Origin of the sequence: Massilia sp. Se16.2.3 (assembly GCF_014171595.1) — a bacterium.
Taxonomy (GTDB): domain Bacteria; phylum Pseudomonadota; class Gammaproteobacteria; order Burkholderiales; family Burkholderiaceae_D; genus Telluria.
Map to the genome: position 1 here is coordinate 1,142,988 of NZ_CP050451.1, position 17,772 is coordinate 1,160,759.

Here is a 17,772-nt window from a genome sequence, read left to right on the forward strand (position 1 = left end):
CGCCGCGTGCTGCGGGTCGGTCCCGGTCATCGCTTGCGGTTGTCGAAGCCGGCGAGCCAGGCGACGATGTCGGCAGCGGCGCCGTCGGTGCTGGCAGCCGGGGCACGTGCGCCGCCGGCGGCATCGGCACTGGGGGCCGGGGTGGCGCGTGTAAAGGTACGCTGGTCAGCCAGGGCATGGCCGTTGAAGAGCGAGGCGCGCAGGACCAGGCGGCCTTCGCTGGCGCTGGTACTGGCGAAGGTATGGCTGAAGTCGTCGATTTCGATGCGCAGGATCGGCACCGTGGTCGCCGTGTCGGTTGCCGACAGTACCTTCACGCCGGCCTGGGCCAGGCGCGACTTCAGGCGCTGGGTCACCAGGAGCAGCGGGTTGGCCGTCCAGCGGCTGTTGGCATAGGTGCGTGCCTGCAGCGGATCGGCATAGTCCAGGCGATACACCATGCGTTCGTTCTCGAAGGCCGGCGAGCCGGTCGCGTCCGTCACGACGATGGCCGCCAGTGGCGCCTGCGCCACCTGGCTCGCTGGCGGGCCAAGCGGGCCGAAATCGAACTGGGTGGTGGGCGCGGCCTTTTCGGAGGCGCAGCCGGCAAGCGACAGCAGCAGGGCGGCGCCAAGGATGCGGGACAGGTTCATGGGGGTAATCCTCATTTGGTCGGGGCGACGAAGCCCGGTTCGCCGGGGCCGGGTTGGGCATTCGGGCCGCCGAACAGGATGCTTTGCGGACGGTCGCCGAGCGCGTCGGAGGTGCGGCGCACCGAGCGCAGGGCCGTGCGCGCCTCGTCGGTCATGCGGGTCAGGTGCGGCAGGGTGTCCGATTCCAGGTCGCTGGTGACGCCCGGAGCGAGCCGATGGCGTCGTTCAGGCGGTTGAGCGGGCCGTCCGGGGCCTGCAGGCCGGTGGCCAGGCGGTCGTAGTTGCGCACGGTGCTGGTGGCGCTGTCGGCGAAGGTGTCGAAGGAGGTCAGGCTCTGTTCGAGCTTGTCGGCCAGGCGCGGCAGCTTGTCGATGGTCGGGCCCAGGCGCTCGGGAATCTTGCCATAGGCCTCGGCGGCGCGGCTGATGTTGTCGAAGGAGCCGATGATGATCCTCTGGTTTTCGTCGCTCATCAGGTTGTTGATGCGCGCCGTGATCTGTTCGGTGCGGTCGAGGATGGCGAGACCGCGCTTTTCCAGCTGGTCGAGCAGGCCCGGACGCAGCGGGATGCGGCCGACGTGCTCGGGGTCGGTCCTCAGGAGGGGCGAACCGGTGCGGTCGTCGTCGAGCTGGATGAAGGCGATGCCGGTCACGCCCTGGTAGCCCAGCGAGGCAAAGGTGGTGGTAGTGATCGGCGAGCCTTCTTCCACCGACAGGCGGATCAATATCTGGCCGGTGACCTTCGGATCGAACACGATCTCGTCGACGCGGCCCACTTCCAGGCCGCGATAGCGCACCGTCGCCTGGGGGTTCAGGCCCGGGATCGACTGGGTGGTGATGATTTCGTAGGGCGCGAACTCGTTCTTGTCGCGGTTCAGCCAGAGGCCCACCAGGATCGCGGCCACCAGCAGCGCGATCGTGAAGACACCCGTCATCAGGGCATAAGATCGGTTTTCCATGTCACTCCTTTGGATGTTCCTCGGCGGCGCCGTTGCGTTCCTCTTCGCGTTCCTCATCGCGTTCATCGAGCACTTCGAGTGCCCGCAGGCCGCGGCCGCCGAGGAAGAATTGTTTGATGAATGGGTGGTCCACCTCCACCACGTCGCGCGATGGCCCCACCGCCAGGACGTGTTTTTCGGCCAGGACCGCAATGCGCGAGGACAGCGCAAACAGCGTGTCGAGGTCGTGGGTGACCATGACGACAGTCAGTTTCAGCTCCCTGTGCAGCGCGTGGATCAGGGTCACGAAGGCGTCCGACGCGTCGGGGTCGAGGCCGGCGGTGGGCTCGTCCAGGAACAGCAGCCGGGGCTCCAGTGCCAGCGCGCGTGCCAGGGCCGCACGCTTGGTCATGCCGCCCGACAGGTCGGCCGGCATCTTGTTGGCGTGTTCGGCGCCCAGGCCCACCATGTCCATTTTCAGCAGCACGGCATCGCGGATGACGTCGTCGGGCAGCGCGCGCAGTTCGCGCATCGGCAAGGCGATGTTGTCGAACACGGTCAGCGCCGAATACAACGCGCCCTGCTGGAACAGCATGCCCCAATGGTTGCGCATGCGCTGGAGCTGCTCGGGACCGGCCTCGCTGATGTCTTCGCCGAACACGCGCACGCAACCCCGCGTAGGGCGCTCCAGGCCCAGCATCTGGCGCAGCAGCACGGTCTTGCCGGTCCCCGAACCGCCGACGATGGAGAGGATTTCGCCCGAATAGATTTCCAGGTTCAGGTCCTGGTGCACCACGGTCTTGCCGAACTTGGTCCACAGGTTGCGGATCTCGACCACCGGCGGACCGACGTCCTCCTCGGGCTTGCGGTTGAGCTCTTGTGTGCGCTGGTTCTCCGCCATCAGAAGCCGACCCCGTTGAAGATGATGGCGAAGACCGCATCGGCCAGGATCACCACGGTGATGGCCGTCACCACCGAGGTGGTGGTGCCGCGCCCGAGGCTTTCCGTGTTCGGCTTGATGCGCAGGCCGAAGTGGCAGGACAACAGCGCGATCAGCATGCCGAAAGCCACGCCTTTCAGCAGGCCGATGGTGTAGTTCACCAGCGGCACCGCGTCCGGCAGCTTCTGCAGGAAGTAGCGCGCCGACAGCCCTAGTTCGATCTTGGCCGATACCATGCCGCCGATCAGCGCCATGGCGTCGGTCCACACCACCAGCAAGGGCATCGAGACCGCCAGCGCCACCACCTTTGGCATGATCAGGCGATAGCCATGCGAGATGCCCATCACCAGCATGGCGTCGAGTTCCTCGGTGACCTTCATCACGCCCAGCTGGGCCGTGATCGAGGAGCCCGAGCGGCCCGCCACCAGGATCGCCGCCAGCAGCGGCCCGAGCTCGCGGATGACGCTCATGCCCAGCAGGTTGACCACGAAGATGTCGCCGCCGAGCATGCGCAGCTGCTGCGCCGCCAGGTAGGCAAACACCACGCCGATCAGGAAGCCGACCAGCGCCGTGATGCCCAGGGCCTGCACCCCGGAGTGGTAGATATTGGCGGAGATTTCGCGCCAGGGCCCGGTATTCGGACGGCGGATGAAGCGTCCCAGGTCCTGGACCAGGCGGCCGATCAGTTCGACGAAACCGTGCAGGTGTTCGAAGAAGTTGAGCAGGCCGGCGCCGAGCGCGATGATCCAGTTCAGCGGGCTAATCCTGGCACGCGGCAAGTTGTGGCGGCTGGCCTTCTCGATGCGGGCGAACAGTTCTTCCTGGCGCGGATTGAGCTGCAGTCTGGCGGGGCGCTTCTTGCCCCAGGCATTCCAGAGCATCTGGGCGCCGATGTGGTCGATGCTGGCCACTTCGGTCAGGTCCCAGTCGAGCGAGGACTTGTTCTTGAGGCCTGCCAGCGTGCGGTTAATACGCTTGAGCATGCCTTTCTGGCTCAGCGCGTGCACCTGCCAGACCCCGCTCGCCATGACAGATTGCGCCGCGCCGCCGGCGGAAGGTCGAATCGTCAATATTGGCGTATTTTCAATCTGCATTGTTGCAGTGTAAAAGGAATTTGCCGACTCTGCATTGAGGGTCCCCCTAGCGTGCTCAGGCTGCCAGGTGGCGTACCTGGCGTGCCGGTGCCGCGACCGCGGCGGCCGCCGTCGTCTTGTCCCGGGCGTGGCGCTCCTGCGCCTTGGCGCCGGCGTCGATGCTGCCGGCGTAGTCGCTCGCCACCAGCGCCTGCGCTGCCTCGCGTCCCATACCCGTCACCTGCAGCCACTCGACCACCAGCTTGGCCAGCTTGTCGAGGGCGATGCGGTGGGTGGCGTCGAGTTTCGTGTACAGCCAGTCGGAGAAGGCCATGAAGTTCTCGAACGGCCGCGCGCCCAGCAATTCCTTGACCGTGTGCGCGAAGCGGCCCGAGTTCGCCACCAGGTCCCAGTAACGGGCAAAGCGCACCAGGCGCTGCATGGTCGCAAAATCGATCAGGCTGGTGGCCAGCACGGTGTAGGGCGGATACGGGTCGTAGACCATCGCGTAGGGCCCGGTGTGGCGGATGATCGGCGTGCCGCGCAGGCGTTTTAGTATGCCGAACTGGATCTCGTGCGCACCGAGGCCCACCAGCTGGTCGAAGCCGCGCGCGAAGCTCGGCACGTCCTCGCCCGGCAGGCCGGCGATCAGGTCCACGTGCAGGTGGGCCTGCGAGTGTTCGCAGAGCCAGCGGATGTTCTCGGCCGCCTTCTCGTTGTTCTGGCGCCGGCTCACCAATGCCTGCACCTCGGGATTGAAACTCTGGATGCCGATCTCGAACTGCAGCGCGCCCGCCGGAAACTGGGCGATGGTTTGCTTCAGCGCTTCGGGCAGGTGGTCGGGTACCAGCTCGAAGTGGGCATAGACCGGGTCGTCAGGGTTCGCCGCGAGCTTCTCCAGGAAGAAGCCCATGATCCGTTGGCTGGTCTTGACGTTCAGGTTGAAGGTGCGGTCGACGAACTTGAACAGGCGCGCGCCGCGGGCGTACAGCGATTCCAGCTCGGCGAGGAAGGCATCGAGCGGGAAGGGCCAGGCCGTCTTGTCGAGGGAGGACAGGCAGAATTCGCATTTAAAAGGGCAACCGCGCGAGGCTTCGACATAGATCGTACGGTGCGCAATATCCTCCGCACTATATAAAGAGTAGGGCAGGGCGATCTCGGCGATCGGCGGCTGCACGCCGGTATGGGTCTTCATCAGCGGCTTGGGGCCGTGCAGGATCTCGGCGCACAGCTTCGGGAAGGTGATATCTCCCCAGCCGGTGACGACGTAGTCGGCCAGGCGGCAGATTTCCTGCTCATTGGTTTCGAACGATACCTCCGGTCCGCCCAGCACGATCGTCACCTCGGGGGCGACGCGCTTCAACATGGCGACGATCTTCGTCGTTTCCTCGACGTTCCAGATATACACGCCGAAGCCGATGATGCGCGGACGCGTTGCCAGCAGGCGTTCGACGACCTCGGTGGTCTTGGCGCCGATCACGAATTCCTGGATGCGGGTCGTGGCGGCTAAGGGCCCCATGTTCGCCAGCAGGTAGCGCAGTCCCAGCGAAGCGTGGGCATAGCGGGCGTTCAGGGTGGAAAGGAGGATCGTCATGGGGGAAGGAAGAGGGAGGGAAACGGCAAAGGGAGCATTTTACGCGTCCGCGACGCAATCGGGGCTGGCGCCGGCCGATATTGCCTGTTAGAATGCACGCCGGAATTCAGGGATCTGTTGCCCCGTTGTGGAACAGACGCCCAGCAAGTCATGCCTGATGACCATAGCAAGTCGGTCCCACCCCTTCCCATCCCGAACAGGACCGTGAAACGACTTTGCGCCGATGATAGTGCTGCAACCAGTGTGAAAGTAGGTTATCGTCAGGCTAGTTATAAAGAAAAGCCCCGGCCCGTGTGCCGGGGTTTTTTTTCGCCTGCCGCCTGCACAGGCCTGCCTCCCGGGCGACCGCCTCGCGCCGGCACGACGCTGGCGCTCGCCATTCCCATCCCCTTGCCGCGCCCGCCCACAACCACCGCGCGCTTTGTGCTCGTTACAACAGGTTGCTTTCCATATTGCAATTATCAAAGAAGCATGCCTAGAATGCCCGCTCGGCCATTCTTCCTGAAAGCAGACCATGTTCCTCAGTAATATCGAAACCATTCCGGGCAAGACCATCACCGCGGCGCATGGCGTCGTTTCCGGCAGCACCGTGCGCGCCAAGCATGTCGGCCGCGACATCATGGCTGGCCTGAAGAACATCGTCGGCGGCGAACTGCGCGGCTATACCGAGCTGCTGGAAGAGTCGCGCGTGCAGGCGATCGAACGCATGAAGGCGCAAGCCCGGCAGATGGGCGCGAACGCCATCGTCAACGTGCGCTTTTCGACCTCGTCGGTGGCAGTCGGCGCCGCCGAGATCTATGTCTACGGCACCGCGGTTACCGTGAGCTGACATGGAACTGATCTTCCTGCTGGTGTTCTGGGTTGTGCCGCTGGTGCTGGGGTACGTGTTCGGCCAGATGAACGAGAAGCGCCATTACCGCTCGATATACGCGCGCGAGAAAACCTGGCTGGCGCTGCCGACGACGGCAAGCCGCGTCCCTTTGAGCCCCGGCCAGCCCGTGCGCTGCGAGCTCGTCAGCGGCAGCGTTGTCGTCTCGGTCGACTATTTCAAGCGCGCCGCCGCGGCGCTGCGCAAGGTGGTCGGCGGCCCTGTGAAGTCCTATGAAAGCCTGCTCGACCGCGCCAAGCGCGAGGCCGTGCTGCGCCTGAAAGAAAGCTGCCCGGGCGCCCACGAGATCGTCAACCTGCGCCTGGAAACGGCCTCGCTGTCGAAGAACATGCAAGGCGCCATCGGGTCGGTGGAGGTGTTTGCCTTCGCGACCGCGCTGTATTTTGCCGAGCAGCCCGCCAGGCACGCGGCATGAAATACACGCCCTCGCTGCCGGAACACAATGACAATGTGACGCAGGAGCATCCGCTCGCGGATTTCCTGCGCATCCTGGCCGGCCTGGGCGTGCTGGCGCTGGCCGGTTTCTTCGTGCTCGGCCTGCTGATTGACACCGTGGTCGACCACATGGATGCAGGCACCGAGGCCTCGCTCACGCGCATCATCGCCGAGAAGACCCCGGCCATGCCGCCAGGGGACCGCGGGGACGACGCCCGTGTCGCACGCGTGCAGGCCCTGGCCGACAGCCTGCGCGCCTGCGCCGGCATCAGGGCCCGGCCACGCTCCGCTTGACCGATTCCACTGTGCCAAACGCGGTGGTGGTGCCCGGCGGGACGATTTATGTCTTCGCAGGCTTGTTCGAGCACGTGCAGTCCGAAAACGGCCTGGCCTTCGTGCTGGCGCACGAGTTGTCGCACCTGGCCCACCGCGACCACCTGCGGGCGCTGGGACGCGGCATCGTGCTCTACGGCCTGGCAACGCTGGCGACCGGCGACGGTTCGGCCCTGGCCGGCGTGCTGGCGCCAGTGCAGCAGGCGGGCGAAGCGAGCTACTCGCGCGGACGTGAAGCGGCGGCCGACGCTACCGCCTTGCAGGTGCTGCAGTGCCGCTATGGGCACGTCGGCGGCGCGACCGAATTCTTCGAATCGCTGCAGGAAAGCCACGACAGCGCCATCCCCGGCTCCCACTATTTCGCCTCGCACCCGCAAATGGGCGCGCGCATCGCGGCGATGCGGTCGGAGGCCGCCGCGGCGGGAATGAAGACGGGGGCGGTACGGCCGTTCGATACCTCGAAATAAGGCCCCCAAGGCAAGCGCAGACGAGGCGCTCGATGGTCTATTGCTATCGTCCCTGATTGCACGATCGGTATCCGACGAGATGTCGCATGAAGCCGACAAGCCGGTACCGAACCCATCAAAATGAATAGGTTTGGAAAGTCCAGCCGCCATTCACACTGACTATCCGCATCAATATAGTGCAGCTCGCCCAAGAGCGCCTGACAAAGGTAAGGCCGCACGCGCGATGCGCGCGCCCTCCATAGCCGCGTTGGGCCGCCAGGCGTACTGTCTTCGTCGGCGCGCCTTGCTCTGAAGGTGTTGTCAGGCGCGCTAAGCCAGGCGGCACCTGTTTTTCATCTCGCACGCGGCCCCGCCGCAGAAAGCGCCAACATGAAACGTCAGCCGGGCGGACACCGACGCCTTGTTTCCCTTTCCCTGCGGGCCGCGAGCGCGGCTGCCCTTGCCTTGTTGCTTGCCGGCTGTCATGGCGACCCGGACGACAAGGGTACGATCACGCCGCCCCCGCCAGTATCGCCGGCTCCGCGCATCAAGGTGGACCTTGCTCGCACAACCTACGGTGTGCCGCACGTGCGCGCGAACGATTTCCGCAGCCTCGGCTACGGACTGGCTTATGCCTATGCCCAGGACAACCTGTGCATGTTTGCCGATTCCGTGCTGACGGTGCGGGGCGAGCGCTCGTTCTTCTTCGGCGGCGACGCCAGGGCGCCGGTGCGCAGCGGCGACTCCTATGGTGCGGCCAGCGGCTTCATGGACCTCAAGAACGAAGACAGCGATTTCTTTTTCAAGGGCTATCTCGACATCGCCCAGCTGCGCGCCAGCTACGCCGCCGGTGCGGCCGAGCCGCGCGAACTGGTCGAGGGCTATGTCGAAGGCTACAACCGCTACGTGAAAAGCTTCGCGGGCCAATACCCGGCGGCATGCAACGGCGCCAAGTGGGTGCGCCCGATCACGGTCGACGACATGTACCTGGTGATGGCCGAAAAGGCCCTGCATGCGACCGGCCAGGTGTTCTCGAAAGAATTCGTCGCTGCCGGCCGCGCCGCCAGTACGCAGACCGTGGCAGCCCGCGCCAGGACCGGCAAGCTCGATCCAGCCTTCCTGCTGGCCCGCCTCGACCAGCTCGACCGCCAGGGTTTCGGCAGCAATGCGCTGGCGGTCGGCAAGGACTTGTCCAGCAACGGCCGCGGCCTGTTGCTGGGTAATCCGCATTACCCCTGGACCACGGCCGACCGCTTCTACCAGGCCCACCTGACCGTCCCCGGGCGCTACGATGCGATGGGCGTCATCATCGGCGGCATTCCCGCCATCGTCATCGGCTTCAACCGCGACATCGCCTGGAGCCATACGGTGACGACGGCCGTGCACTTCACGACCTTCCGCCTCGCGCTCGATCCGCGCGACACCAGCGGCACCACCTATCTGTATGACGGGCAGCCCGTCAAGATGACGTCGAAGACGGTCAGCGTCGACGTGCTGCAGGCCGATGGCTCCGTGGACAGGCGCAGCAAGACCTTCTGGTTCAGCCAGCAGGGCGCCGTCATCGTCAAGCCGGAGGCCGGCATGACCTGGACCGCCAGCGCCGCCTATGTGCTCGCCGATCCGAACCGCAACAACACCCGCATGCTCGAGCAGTGGCTGGGCATTGGCACCGCCACCAGCGTGCAAGGCATCAAGGCTTCGCTCGACAAGACCGTCGGCCTGCCCTGGGTGAATACGGTGGCGGCCGACCGTAACGGCAACGCGCTGTATGCCGACGCCAGCGTCGTGCCGCACATGGCACCGCAAAAATTCGCTGGCGACTGCATGCTGCTGCAGGCGGCGCTGATGTTCGACGGCTCGCGCAGCAGCTGCGCCTGGGGGCTGGATGCGAACGCCCCCGCCGGTATCTTCTCGCCGGCGAACGGTCCGTGGTTGATCCGCAGCGATTACGTCGGCAATTCGAACGACAGCTACTGGCTGAGCAATCCGAAAGCCCTGTTGACCGGGCCGGCACCGTACGGCTTCTCGCCGCTGTACGGCCGCGTCGGCGTCGAGCAGTCGCTGCGTACCCGCATCGGTTTCAAGCAGTTCGAGGAACAGGCGGCGCAGCGCGGGAAGCTGGGCCTGGCCGACCTGCAGCAACTGGCCTTCGCCAACCGCCTGTATGCGGCCGAGCTGGTCCTGCCCGAGCTGCTTCCCGCCTGCTCCGGCAGCGCCGATGCCTTGTTGGCGCAGGCCTGTACCGTGTTGGGGGCCTGGGATCGCCATGTCGATATCGACAGCCGTGGTGCCGTGCTGTTCCGCGAGTTCTGGAACACGGCGGCCACCATTCCGAACAAATGGGCGGTACCGTTCAATCCGATCGATCCGGTCAATACGCCGTCCGGCGTGGCGCCGGCCGCCATCCCGGCCATGCTCACAGCACTCAGGAACACGGCCACGAAACTGCAATCGATGGGCATTCCGCTCGACGGCCGCCTGGGCGACTACCAGACCGAAACCCGGAACGGCGTGCGCATTCCACTGCATGGCGGCATCGGTAACATCGACGGTTCTTATAACTCGCTGACGATGCGTACAGGCTTGACTGCTACCGGCTATAACGGCGTGCATTGGGGCGAAAGTTATATCCAGACCGTGGGTTTTGACGACCAGGGACCGGTTGCCCAAGCGATGCTGACCTATGGGCAGTCGACTAATCCGGCGTCGCCGTATTACACGGACCAGACGAATGTATTCTCCCGCAAGGGGTGGCCGGTGCTGCCGTTTAGCGAGGAGAAGATCCGTAGCGACCCGGGCTACCAGGCGCAGACGCTGACGGCAGAGCAATAGCGGAACAAGGGGAGTCGGCAGGAGGTGGCAGCTGCAAGGCAGCCACCTCTGTCTTTTTTTGGAGATTTTTTCGAAACGGTCTTGCGGACAGCTCATCGGCTTTGCTATGATTCGCCTCCGCTTCGCAGCGTGTGTAGCTGAGTGAAAACTGCAACGAAATCAAGTAGTTGAGTTTGCAACAGCAAATACAGAAATCTGCGGTGAAGCAAAGAAGGGGTTGACGAAGATCGCGAAACACTGCATAATCTCACTTCTCTGCTGCTGACGAACAAAACGATTCGCGACAAAGCAGCAAGGCAGTACCGAATAAAGTTCTTTAACAATTAACAGTCGATAAGTGTGGGCGTTTGATGAAGGTGCCAGCTGACTAGTTCAGCTGATTACTTAAATTATCAAATGTTCACAAAAGTATTAAGCGTTGTCTCAGCAATGAGATAACGGTCAGTATCTTGAGTGAGCGACTCCGCTAGCAATAGCGGATGACACGAAAGTGTCAACAAGCAGAGATTGAACTGAAGAGTTTGATCCTGGCTCAGATTGAACGCTGGCGGCATGCTTTACACATGCAAGTCGAACGGCAGCACGGGCTTCGGCCTGGTGGCGAGTGGCGAACGGGTGAGTAATATATCGGAACGTACCCAAGAGTGGGGGATAACGTAGCGAAAGTTACGCTAATACCGCATACGATCTAAGGATGAAAGCAGGGGACCGCAAGGCCTTGTGCTCCTGGAGCGGCCGATATCTGATTAGCTAGTTGGTAGGGTAAAGGCCTACCAAGGCGACGATCAGTAGCTGGTCTGAGAGGACGACCAGCCACACTGGAACTGAGACACGGTCCAGACTCCTACGGGAGGCAGCAGTGGGGAATTTTGGACAATGGGCGCAAGCCTGATCCAGCAATGCCGCGTGAGTGAAGAAGGCCTTCGGGTTGTAAAGCTCTTTTGTCAGGGAAGAAACGGTAGAGGCTAATATCCTCTGCTAATGACGGTACCTGAAGAATAAGCACCGGCTAACTACGTGCCAGCAGCCGCGGTAATACGTAGGGTGCAAGCGTTAATCGGAATTACTGGGCGTAAAGCGTGCGCAGGCGGTTTTGTAAGTCTGTCGTGAAAGCCCCGGGCTCAACCTGGGAATTGCGATGGAGACTGCAAGGCTTGAATCTGGCAGAGGGGGGTAGAATTCCACGTGTAGCAGTGAAATGCGTAGAGATGTGGAGGAACACCGATGGCGAAGGCAGCCCCCTGGGTCAAGATTGACGCTCATGCACGAAAGCGTGGGGAGCAAACAGGATTAGATACCCTGGTAGTCCACGCCCTAAACGATGTCTACTAGTTGTCGGGTTTTAATTAACTTGGTAACGCAGCTAACGCGTGAAGTAGACCGCCTGGGGAGTACGGTCGCAAGATTAAAACTCAAAGGAATTGACGGGGACCCGCACAAGCGGTGGATGATGTGGATTAATTCGATGCAACGCGAAAAACCTTACCTACCCTTGACATGTCAGGAATCCTTGAGAGATCAGGGAGTGCCCGAAAGGGAACCTGAACACAGGTGCTGCATGGCTGTCGTCAGCTCGTGTCGTGAGATGTTGGGTTAAGTCCCGCAACGAGCGCAACCCTTGTCATTAGTTGCTACGCAAGAGCACTCTAATGAGACTGCCGGTGACAAACCGGAGGAAGGTGGGGATGACGTCAAGTCCTCATGGCCCTTATGGGTAGGGCTTCACACGTCATACAATGGTACATACAGAGGGCCGCCAACCCGCGAGGGGGAGCTAATCCCAGAAAGTGTATCGTAGTCCGGATCGCAGTCTGCAACTCGACTGCGTGAAGTTGGAATCGCTAGTAATCGCGGATCAGCATGCCGCGGTGAATACGTTCCCGGGTCTTGTACACACCGCCCGTCACACCATGGGAGCGGGTTTTACCAGAAGTAGGTAGCTTAACCGCAAGGGGGGCGCTTACCACGGTAGGATTCGTGACTGGGGTGAAGTCGTAACAAGGTAGCCGTATCGGAAGGTGCGGCTGGATCACCTCCTTTCTAGAGTAGCACCGGGAGCTAACGCTCCATCACCAAGCGTCCGCACTTATCGACTGTTGAACAAGAAGAACACAGTTTCGGGGCTGTAGCTCAGCTGGTTAGAGCACCGTGTTGATAACGCGGGGGTCGTTGGTTCGAGTCCAACCAGCCCTACCAAGTTATTGGAAGTATCCGATAAGGGGGATTAGCTCAGCTGGGAGAGCACCTGCTTTGCAAGCAGGGGGTCGTCGGTTCGATCCCGTCATCCTCCACCATCACTTGGTAGTATCGAAGAGCCTGAAAGTACAAACGTAAGCAAGTCGTTGAAGACTGCCGCTTAGGTTTGGTCTTTTAGAGATCACTGTTGTTCTGTTCTTTAACAATCTGGAAGAAGTAAAGTTTTTTTAAGCGTGCAAACGCATCAGCAATGATGAGTGAGCACACTTAGGGTAGTAGTAAAAGTATCAACAAACATGCAACAAGCTGTACTCCTTGAACTATGACGCTCCCTGGTGCGAACCAGGGGCTAACGTTATAGGGACAAGCGAATAAGTGCACATGGTGGATGCCTTGGCGATTACAGGCGATGAAGGACGTAGTAGCTTGCGATAAGCTGCGGGGAGTGAGCAAACACACTTTGATCCGCAGATTTCCGAATGGGGAAACCCGGCCTTTTAGGTCATTGCATGCTGAATACATAGGCATGCAAAGCGAACGCGGCGAACTGAAACATCTAAGTAGCTGCAGGAAAAGAAATCAACCGAGATTCCCAAAGTAGTGGCGAGCGAAATGGGAAGAGCCTGTACGTGATAGTCGACTGGATAGTGGAACGGATTGGAAACTCCGGCCATAGAGGGTGATAGCCCCTTACACGAAATTCAGACGGTGGTACTAAGCGTACGACAAGTAGGGCGGGACACGAGAAATCCTGTCTGAACATGGGGGGACCATCCTCCAAGGCTAAATACTCGTAATCGACCGATAGTGAACCAGTACCGTGAGGGAAAGGCGAAAAGAACCCCGGGAGGGGAGTGAAATAGATCCTGAAACCGTGTGCATACAAACAGTCGGAGCGGACTTGTTCCGTGACGGCGTACCTTTTGTATAATGGGTCAGCGACTTACATTCAGTGGCGAGGTTAACCGAATAGGGGAGCCGTAGAGAAATCGAGTCCGAACAGGGCGACAGTCGCTGGGTGTAGACCCGAAACCAAGTGATCTACCCATGGCCAGGATGAAGGTGCGGTAACACGCCCTGGAGGTCCGAACCCACTAATGTTGAAAAATTAGGGGATGAGCTGTGGGTAGGGGTGAAAGGCTAAACAAACTTGGAAATAGCTGGTTCTCTCCGAAAACTATTTAGGTAGTGCCTCAAGTATCACCATCGGGGGTAGAGCACTGTTATGGCTAGGGGGTCATTGCGACTTACCAAACCATTGCAAACTCCGAATACCGATGAGTGCGAGCTTGGGAGACAGACGTCGGGTGCTAACGTCCGGCGTCAAGAGGGAAACAACCCAGACCGCCAGCTAAGGTCCCAAAGATTGGCTAAGTGGAAAACGAAGTGGGAAGGCTAAAACAGTCAGGATGTTGGCTTAGAAGCAGCCATCATTTAAAGAAAGCGTAATAGCTCACTGATCGAGTCGTCCTGCGCGGAAGATGTAACGGGGCTAAGCCAGTCACCGAAGCTGCGGATATTTTTCGAAGTACTTGTACTTTGATCGATATGGTAGGAGAGCGTTCTGTAAGCCTGCGAAGGTGTCTTGTAAAGGATGCTGGAGGTATCAGAAGTGCGAATGCTGACATGAGTAGCGATAATGCGGGTGAAAAGCCCGCACGCCGTAAGCCCAAGGTTTCCTGTTCAACGTTCATCGGAGCAGGGTGAGTCGGCCCCTAAGGCGAGGCAGAGATGCGTAGCTGATGGGAAGCAGGTTAATATTCCTGCACCGTCGTATGATGCGATGGGGGGACGGATCGCGGAAGGTTGTCTGACTGTTGGAATAGTCAGTTTCTGCTTCATAGAAGGCACTTAGGCAAATCCGGGTGCGTAATTCAAGGGAGTGGGACGAGCGGCCTTGTGCTGCGAAGCAATCGGAAGTGGTTCCAAGAAAAGCCTCTAAGCTTCAGTCATACGAGACCGTACCGCAAACCGACACAGGTGGGCGAGATGAGTATTCTAAGGCGCTTGAGAGAACTCGGGAGAAGGAACTCGGCAAATTGGTACCGTAACTTCGGGAAAAGGTACGCCCCGGTAGCTTGACCACTTTACTGTGGAAGGGCGAAAGGGTTGCAATAAACTGGTGGCTGCGACTGTTTAATAAAAACACAGCACTCTGCAAACACGAAAGTGGACGTATAGGGTGTGACGCCTGCCCGGTGCTGGAAGATTAAATGATGGGGTGCAAGCTCTTGATTGAAGTCCCAGTAAACGGCGGCCGTAACTATAACGGTCCTAAGGTAGCGAAATTCCTTGTCGGGTAAGTTCCGACCTGCACGAATGGCGTAACGATGGCCACACTGTCTCCTCCCGAGACTCAGCGAAGTTGAAATGTTTGTGATGATGCAATCTACCCGCGGCTAGACGGAAAGACCCCATGAACCTTTACTGTAGCTTTGCATTGGACTTTGAACCAATCTGTGTAGGATAGGTGGGAGGCTTTGAAGCGGGGACGCCAGTTCTCGTGGAGCCATCCTTGAAATACCACCCTGGTTTGTTTGAGGTTCTAACCTTGGTCCGTTATCCGGATCGGGGACAGTGCATGGTAGGCAGTTTGACTGGGGCGGTCTCCTCCTAAAGTGTAACGGAGGAGTTCGAAGGTACGCTAGGTACGGTCGGACATCGTGCTAATAGTGCAATGGCATAAGCGTGCTTAACTGCGAGACCGACAAGTCGAGCAGGTACGAAAGTAGGACATAGTGATCCGGTGGTTCTGTATGGAAGGGCCATCGCTCAACGGATAAAAGGTACTCTGGGGATAACAGGCTGATTCCTCCCAAGAGTTCATATCGACGGGGGAGTTTGGCACCTCGATGTCGGCTCATCACATCCTGGGGCTGTAGCCGGTCCCAAGGGTATGGCTGTTCGCCATTTAAAGTGGTACGTGAGCTGGGTTTAAAACGTCGTGAGACAGTTTGGTCCCTATCTGCCGTGGGCGTTGGAAATTTGAAGGGGGCTGCTCCTAGTACGAGAGGACCGGAGTGGACGAACCTCTGGTGTACCGGTTGTCACGCCAGTGGCATTGCCGGGTAGCTAAGTTCGGAAGAGATAACCGCTGAAAGCATCTAAGCGGGAAACTTGCCTTGAGATGAGATTTCCCGGAGCCTTGAGCTCCTTGAAGGGTCGTTCGAGACCAGGACGTTGATAGGCTGGGTGTGGAAGTGCAGTAATGCATTAAGCTAACCAGTACTAATTGCCCGTACGGCTTGTCCCTATAACCTTAGCAGGATATGGATTCAAGAAATACAGCGCTGTTTGTTGATACAGCTGCTACCACTTACTTCTTCCAGATTCAGAGCAGCGTTGCCCATTAGGGAAACGATGCTCGTACAAGTCATGCCTGATGACCATAGCAAGTCGGTCCCACCCCTTCCCATCCCGAACAGGACCGTGAAACGACTTTGCGCCGATGATAGTGCTGCAACCAGTGTGAAAGTAGGTTATCGTCAGGCTAGTTATAAGAGAAAAACCCGCTGATTGCGATCAGCGGGTTTTTTTTCGTCTTGAAAAAACCCGCCGGTCCAGGTCCATACTGTGGACCCTCACCTCCGCGGGGTTTTTTGCGTTTGGGCGGCTGTTATATACAAACGAATGCTTCTGTCGGATCCCAGCCGCGTTTCCCTGCCGCGCTCTCCATACTGATGGTCAAAATCAATTCCTTACAGCATCATCCGGTATAAGTTTTTAACTTTGCCGTGAATGGGAATGACCATGTCTCGAAACATCTTGCGCGCTGTCTTTGGCCTCGCCACTCTTGCCCTGGCCAGCACCGCCAGCGCTGCCTCTGCCCCAGCCGGCGTGAAGGATGCGCTAGCGAATGAACCCATCGGTTTGCTGCCGGGCGCGGGATTCCAGCTACGCACGGGAAAGTGCACGGACTGCCCGGTGCCGAAGCAAAACCTGTGGTATTTCGAGAACGAGATCATTGCTGTACCGGCGAGCTCGGCCGCCACCGCAAGCTTCACACCTGGCAGCGACAGGAATCGCGACGTTGCCAACTGGGCGGCGACACCTGCGTCCGCACAGCTCGCCCATCCCTCGCTTGTCTGGATGGGTGCCCCCCAGGTCCTCGAGGGGGCAACCGTTCTGCCGGGCGCGCGCACGTTGCGCACTGTCGACGGCAAGGACCTGGACATGCGGCTCGTTCCCAAGCTGTCCACCAATCGCTCGTTCGCTAACGGCGCGACGTTTTCCTATTTCGAAGGGCGCCAGGTCCGACTGCGCGGCGCGCTCGGTAGCGAAAACGGACGCCCGGTCTTTACTGCGCGCACCATTTGGCCTGCCGACTTTTCGCTCGATACCGCCAGGCTCAAGAACGCGCCACTGAAAGACTCAGCTGAGCTGACCGCGCTCGTGCGCGAGCCGCTCAAGCCTCAACAGGGCGTCGATACGCGGCTGTTATGGGAGCGTCATCCAGGACAAGCGCGCAATTGGCAGGACAAACCTGTCCTCGGCATTGTGCTCAACGGCGCGCAGGGTGACGACGACGAATCCCTGGGCGGTCATTTCGCCATCGCGACCGGACGCTTTGGGAAAAATGGCGACTGGTCGGGCTGGGCGGTGAATAATTTCTACAATCTCGATTCGGTCAGCGAAAAAGGCATTGTCGCCGCCACCGTCCCGATGGATAACTATCTCATGGACGTGAACAGCGGGCAGCAATATTACCGGCCGTCCTATATGCTGGTGGCGGTACTGAACAACCAGCGTACCGCCGTGGCCTTCCAGGGCGGCGTCCAGCGCGTATTCAACCATTTTTACCGGCACGATTTCCGCTACCGCCACGCGGCCGCCAACTGCACGGGCATCAGCGTCGACGTGTTCGAAGCACTTGGCTGGCATGTTCCGAAACGCGGCCCGACCGCGCCTATCAAATCGCTCGGGGCGTATGCTTATTTATCGGCCAAGGACGTCAGTTTCGCAAGCGGCAGGAAGATTTACGATTATCTGAACGAAGAGCAGACCCGCCTGTTCCCTGCCGTCGCCTTCGATGCGATGGGGCAGGACCTCCTGCAGCTGGTCAGTGCCGATGGAGTCCAGCCGCGCGCCCTGTCCACGTACGAGCAGCAACTGCGCGACGACGTCGAAGCGATCATGCTGGTCCGTATTGCGCAAGTGCCGTCCAGCCGCGCCAATGGCTCCGCCCCCGTGTTCTCGTTCGACGAATTCAGGTCGCGCGTACCGCAAGACCAGTCGCAATGGAAGATAGTACCCGTGGCCGACCGTCCCTTCCCGGTAGCGCTGCAGGGAGAAGGCTTCGTCGCAGAGAAAGACCCATCAGTCGTGCCGCTCCCGATCGCGGGCATAGGCGCGACCTTAGTCTTGGGAGCTGTCGCCTGGCGCCGGCGTAAGCAGGCGCAGAAGAAGACGATCGCGGCCACCCAGCCTTCTCGTGATCCTGTCGCTGTCGAGTAAAAAAGCACAGA

Annotated in this window: 12 protein-coding genes, 2 tRNA genes and 4 rRNA genes; 12 read left to right on the plus strand and 6 right to left on the minus strand. The window is 60.3% G+C overall.

The genetic code is table 11. The features are described from left to right. Positions 1-26: 26 nt before the first annotated feature. The 6 genes from G4G31_RS05315 to G4G31_RS05335 are packed head-to-tail and all read right to left on the minus strand — an operon-like array spanning position 27 to position 5,176. Positions 27-632: an ABC-type transport auxiliary lipoprotein family protein gene (locus G4G31_RS05315; protein WP_229425388.1), complete on the minus strand. Its 606-nt coding sequence runs from the start codon at positions 630-632 to the stop codon at positions 27-29. A gap of 11 nt (positions 633-643) precedes the next feature. Then, positions 644-787: a hypothetical protein gene (locus tag G4G31_RS28080; protein WP_308622130.1), complete on the minus strand. Its 144-nt coding sequence runs from the start codon at positions 785-787 to the stop codon at positions 644-646. Between the two features lie 5 nt (positions 788-792). Continuing rightward, positions 793-1,590, minus strand: a complete 798-nt coding sequence (locus G4G31_RS05320) for an MlaD family protein (protein WP_308622131.1) — start codon at positions 1,588-1,590, stop codon at positions 793-795. A gap of 1 nt (position 1,591) precedes the next feature. Next, positions 1,592-2,470 carry an ABC transporter ATP-binding protein gene (locus G4G31_RS05325; RefSeq protein ID WP_182990597.1) on the minus strand — a complete coding sequence of 293 codons (879 nt, stop codon included), beginning with the start codon at positions 2,468-2,470 and terminating at the stop codon, positions 1,592-1,594. Beyond that, a complete protein-coding gene (locus tag G4G31_RS05330) occupies positions 2,470-3,603 on the minus strand; it encodes an ABC transporter permease (protein ID WP_182990598.1) in 1,134 nt (377 codons plus the stop codon). The genes G4G31_RS05325 and G4G31_RS05330 overlap by 1 nt, the downstream gene beginning before the upstream one ends. Positions 3,604-3,658: 55 nt before the next feature. Beyond that, complete coding sequence (locus G4G31_RS05335) at positions 3,659-5,176, minus strand: B12-binding domain-containing radical SAM protein (RefSeq protein ID WP_182990599.1); 1,518 nt, start codon at positions 5,174-5,176, stop codon at positions 3,659-3,661. 153 nt (positions 5,177-5,329) lie between these two features. On the opposite strand from G4G31_RS05335, the gene rrf (G4G31_RS05340) reads away from it, so the two are divergent. From rrf (G4G31_RS05340) to G4G31_RS05395, 12 genes are all read left to right on the plus strand, one after another. Continuing rightward, positions 5,330-5,442 (plus strand): 5S ribosomal RNA (gene rrf, locus G4G31_RS05340). A gap of 248 nt (positions 5,443-5,690) precedes the next feature. After that, positions 5,691-6,005 carry a YbjQ family protein gene (locus G4G31_RS05345; protein WP_182990600.1) on the plus strand — a complete coding sequence of 105 codons (315 nt, stop codon included), beginning with the start codon at positions 5,691-5,693 and terminating at the stop codon, positions 6,003-6,005. Position 6,006: 1 nt separating this feature from the next. Next, positions 6,007-6,480, plus strand: coding sequence for a YbjQ family protein (locus G4G31_RS05350; RefSeq protein WP_182990601.1), 474 nt, complete (start codon positions 6,007-6,009; stop codon positions 6,478-6,480). Further along, positions 6,477-6,794 (plus strand): hypothetical protein, encoded by a 318-nt coding sequence (locus G4G31_RS05355; protein WP_182990602.1) that lies wholly within the window; start codon positions 6,477-6,479, stop codon positions 6,792-6,794. The genes G4G31_RS05350 and G4G31_RS05355 overlap by 4 nt, the downstream gene beginning before the upstream one ends. Beyond that, on the plus strand, positions 6,791-7,300 hold the full coding sequence (locus G4G31_RS05360; RefSeq protein WP_182990603.1) for a M48 family metallopeptidase: 510 nt from the start codon (positions 6,791-6,793) through the stop codon (positions 7,298-7,300). The genes G4G31_RS05355 and G4G31_RS05360 overlap by 4 nt, the downstream gene beginning before the upstream one ends. A 567-nt stretch (positions 7,301-7,867) precedes the next feature. Next, the gene (locus G4G31_RS05365; protein ID WP_229425390.1) at positions 7,868-10,111 is read left to right on the plus strand and encodes a penicillin acylase family protein; all 2,244 of its coding nucleotides are present in this window, start codon (positions 7,868-7,870) and stop codon (positions 10,109-10,111) included. A gap of 509 nt (positions 10,112-10,620) precedes the next feature. Beyond that, positions 10,621-12,151 (plus strand): 16S ribosomal RNA (locus G4G31_RS05370). 79 nt (positions 12,152-12,230) lie between these two features. Then, positions 12,231-12,307, plus strand: a tRNA-Ile gene (locus G4G31_RS05375). Positions 12,308-12,329: 22 nt separating this feature from the next. Further along, a tRNA-Ala gene (locus G4G31_RS05380) sits at positions 12,330-12,405 on the plus strand. A 263-nt stretch (positions 12,406-12,668) separates the two neighbouring features. Further along, a 23S ribosomal RNA gene (locus G4G31_RS05385) occupies positions 12,669-15,560 on the plus strand. A gap of 125 nt (positions 15,561-15,685) precedes the next feature. Further along, positions 15,686-15,798 (plus strand): 5S ribosomal RNA (rrf, locus tag G4G31_RS05390). The 16S, 23S and 5S rRNA genes sit together here with 2 tRNA genes alongside, the layout of an rRNA operon. A gap of 259 nt (positions 15,799-16,057) precedes the next feature. Next, positions 16,058-17,761 (plus strand): hypothetical protein, encoded by a 1,704-nt coding sequence (locus G4G31_RS05395; RefSeq protein ID WP_182990605.1) that lies wholly within the window; start codon positions 16,058-16,060, stop codon positions 17,759-17,761. Positions 17,762-17,772 lie beyond the last annotated feature (11 nt).

Excerpts from the sequence above, each read along its gene's own strand:
- G4G31_RS05315 (WP_229425388.1), bottom strand. The coding sequence starts at position 632 with ATGAACCTGTCCCGCATCCTTGGCGCCGCCCTGCTGCTGTCGCTTGCC.
- G4G31_RS28080 (WP_308622130.1), bottom strand. The coding sequence starts at position 787 with ATGACCGACGAGGCGCGCACGGCCCTGCGCTCGGTGCGCCGCACCTCC.
- G4G31_RS05320 (WP_308622131.1), bottom strand. The coding sequence starts at position 1,590 with ATGGAAAACCGATCTTATGCCCTGATGACGGGTGTCTTCACGATCGCG.
- G4G31_RS05325 (WP_182990597.1), bottom strand. The coding sequence starts at position 2,470 with ATGGCGGAGAACCAGCGCACACAAGAGCTCAACCGCAAGCCCGAGGAG.
- G4G31_RS05330 (WP_182990598.1), bottom strand. The coding sequence starts at position 3,603 with ATGCAGATTGAAAATACGCCAATATTGACGATTCGACCTTCCGCCGGC.
- G4G31_RS05335 (WP_182990599.1), bottom strand. The coding sequence starts at position 5,176 with ATGACGATCCTCCTTTCCACCCTGAACGCCCGCTATGCCCACGCTTCG.
- G4G31_RS05345 (WP_182990600.1), top strand. The coding sequence starts at position 5,691 with ATGTTCCTCAGTAATATCGAAACCATTCCGGGCAAGACCATCACCGCG.
- G4G31_RS05350 (WP_182990601.1), top strand. The coding sequence starts at position 6,007 with ATGGAACTGATCTTCCTGCTGGTGTTCTGGGTTGTGCCGCTGGTGCTG.
- G4G31_RS05355 (WP_182990602.1), top strand. The coding sequence starts at position 6,477 with ATGAAATACACGCCCTCGCTGCCGGAACACAATGACAATGTGACGCAG.
- G4G31_RS05395 (WP_182990605.1), top strand. The coding sequence starts at position 16,058 with ATGTCTCGAAACATCTTGCGCGCTGTCTTTGGCCTCGCCACTCTTGCC.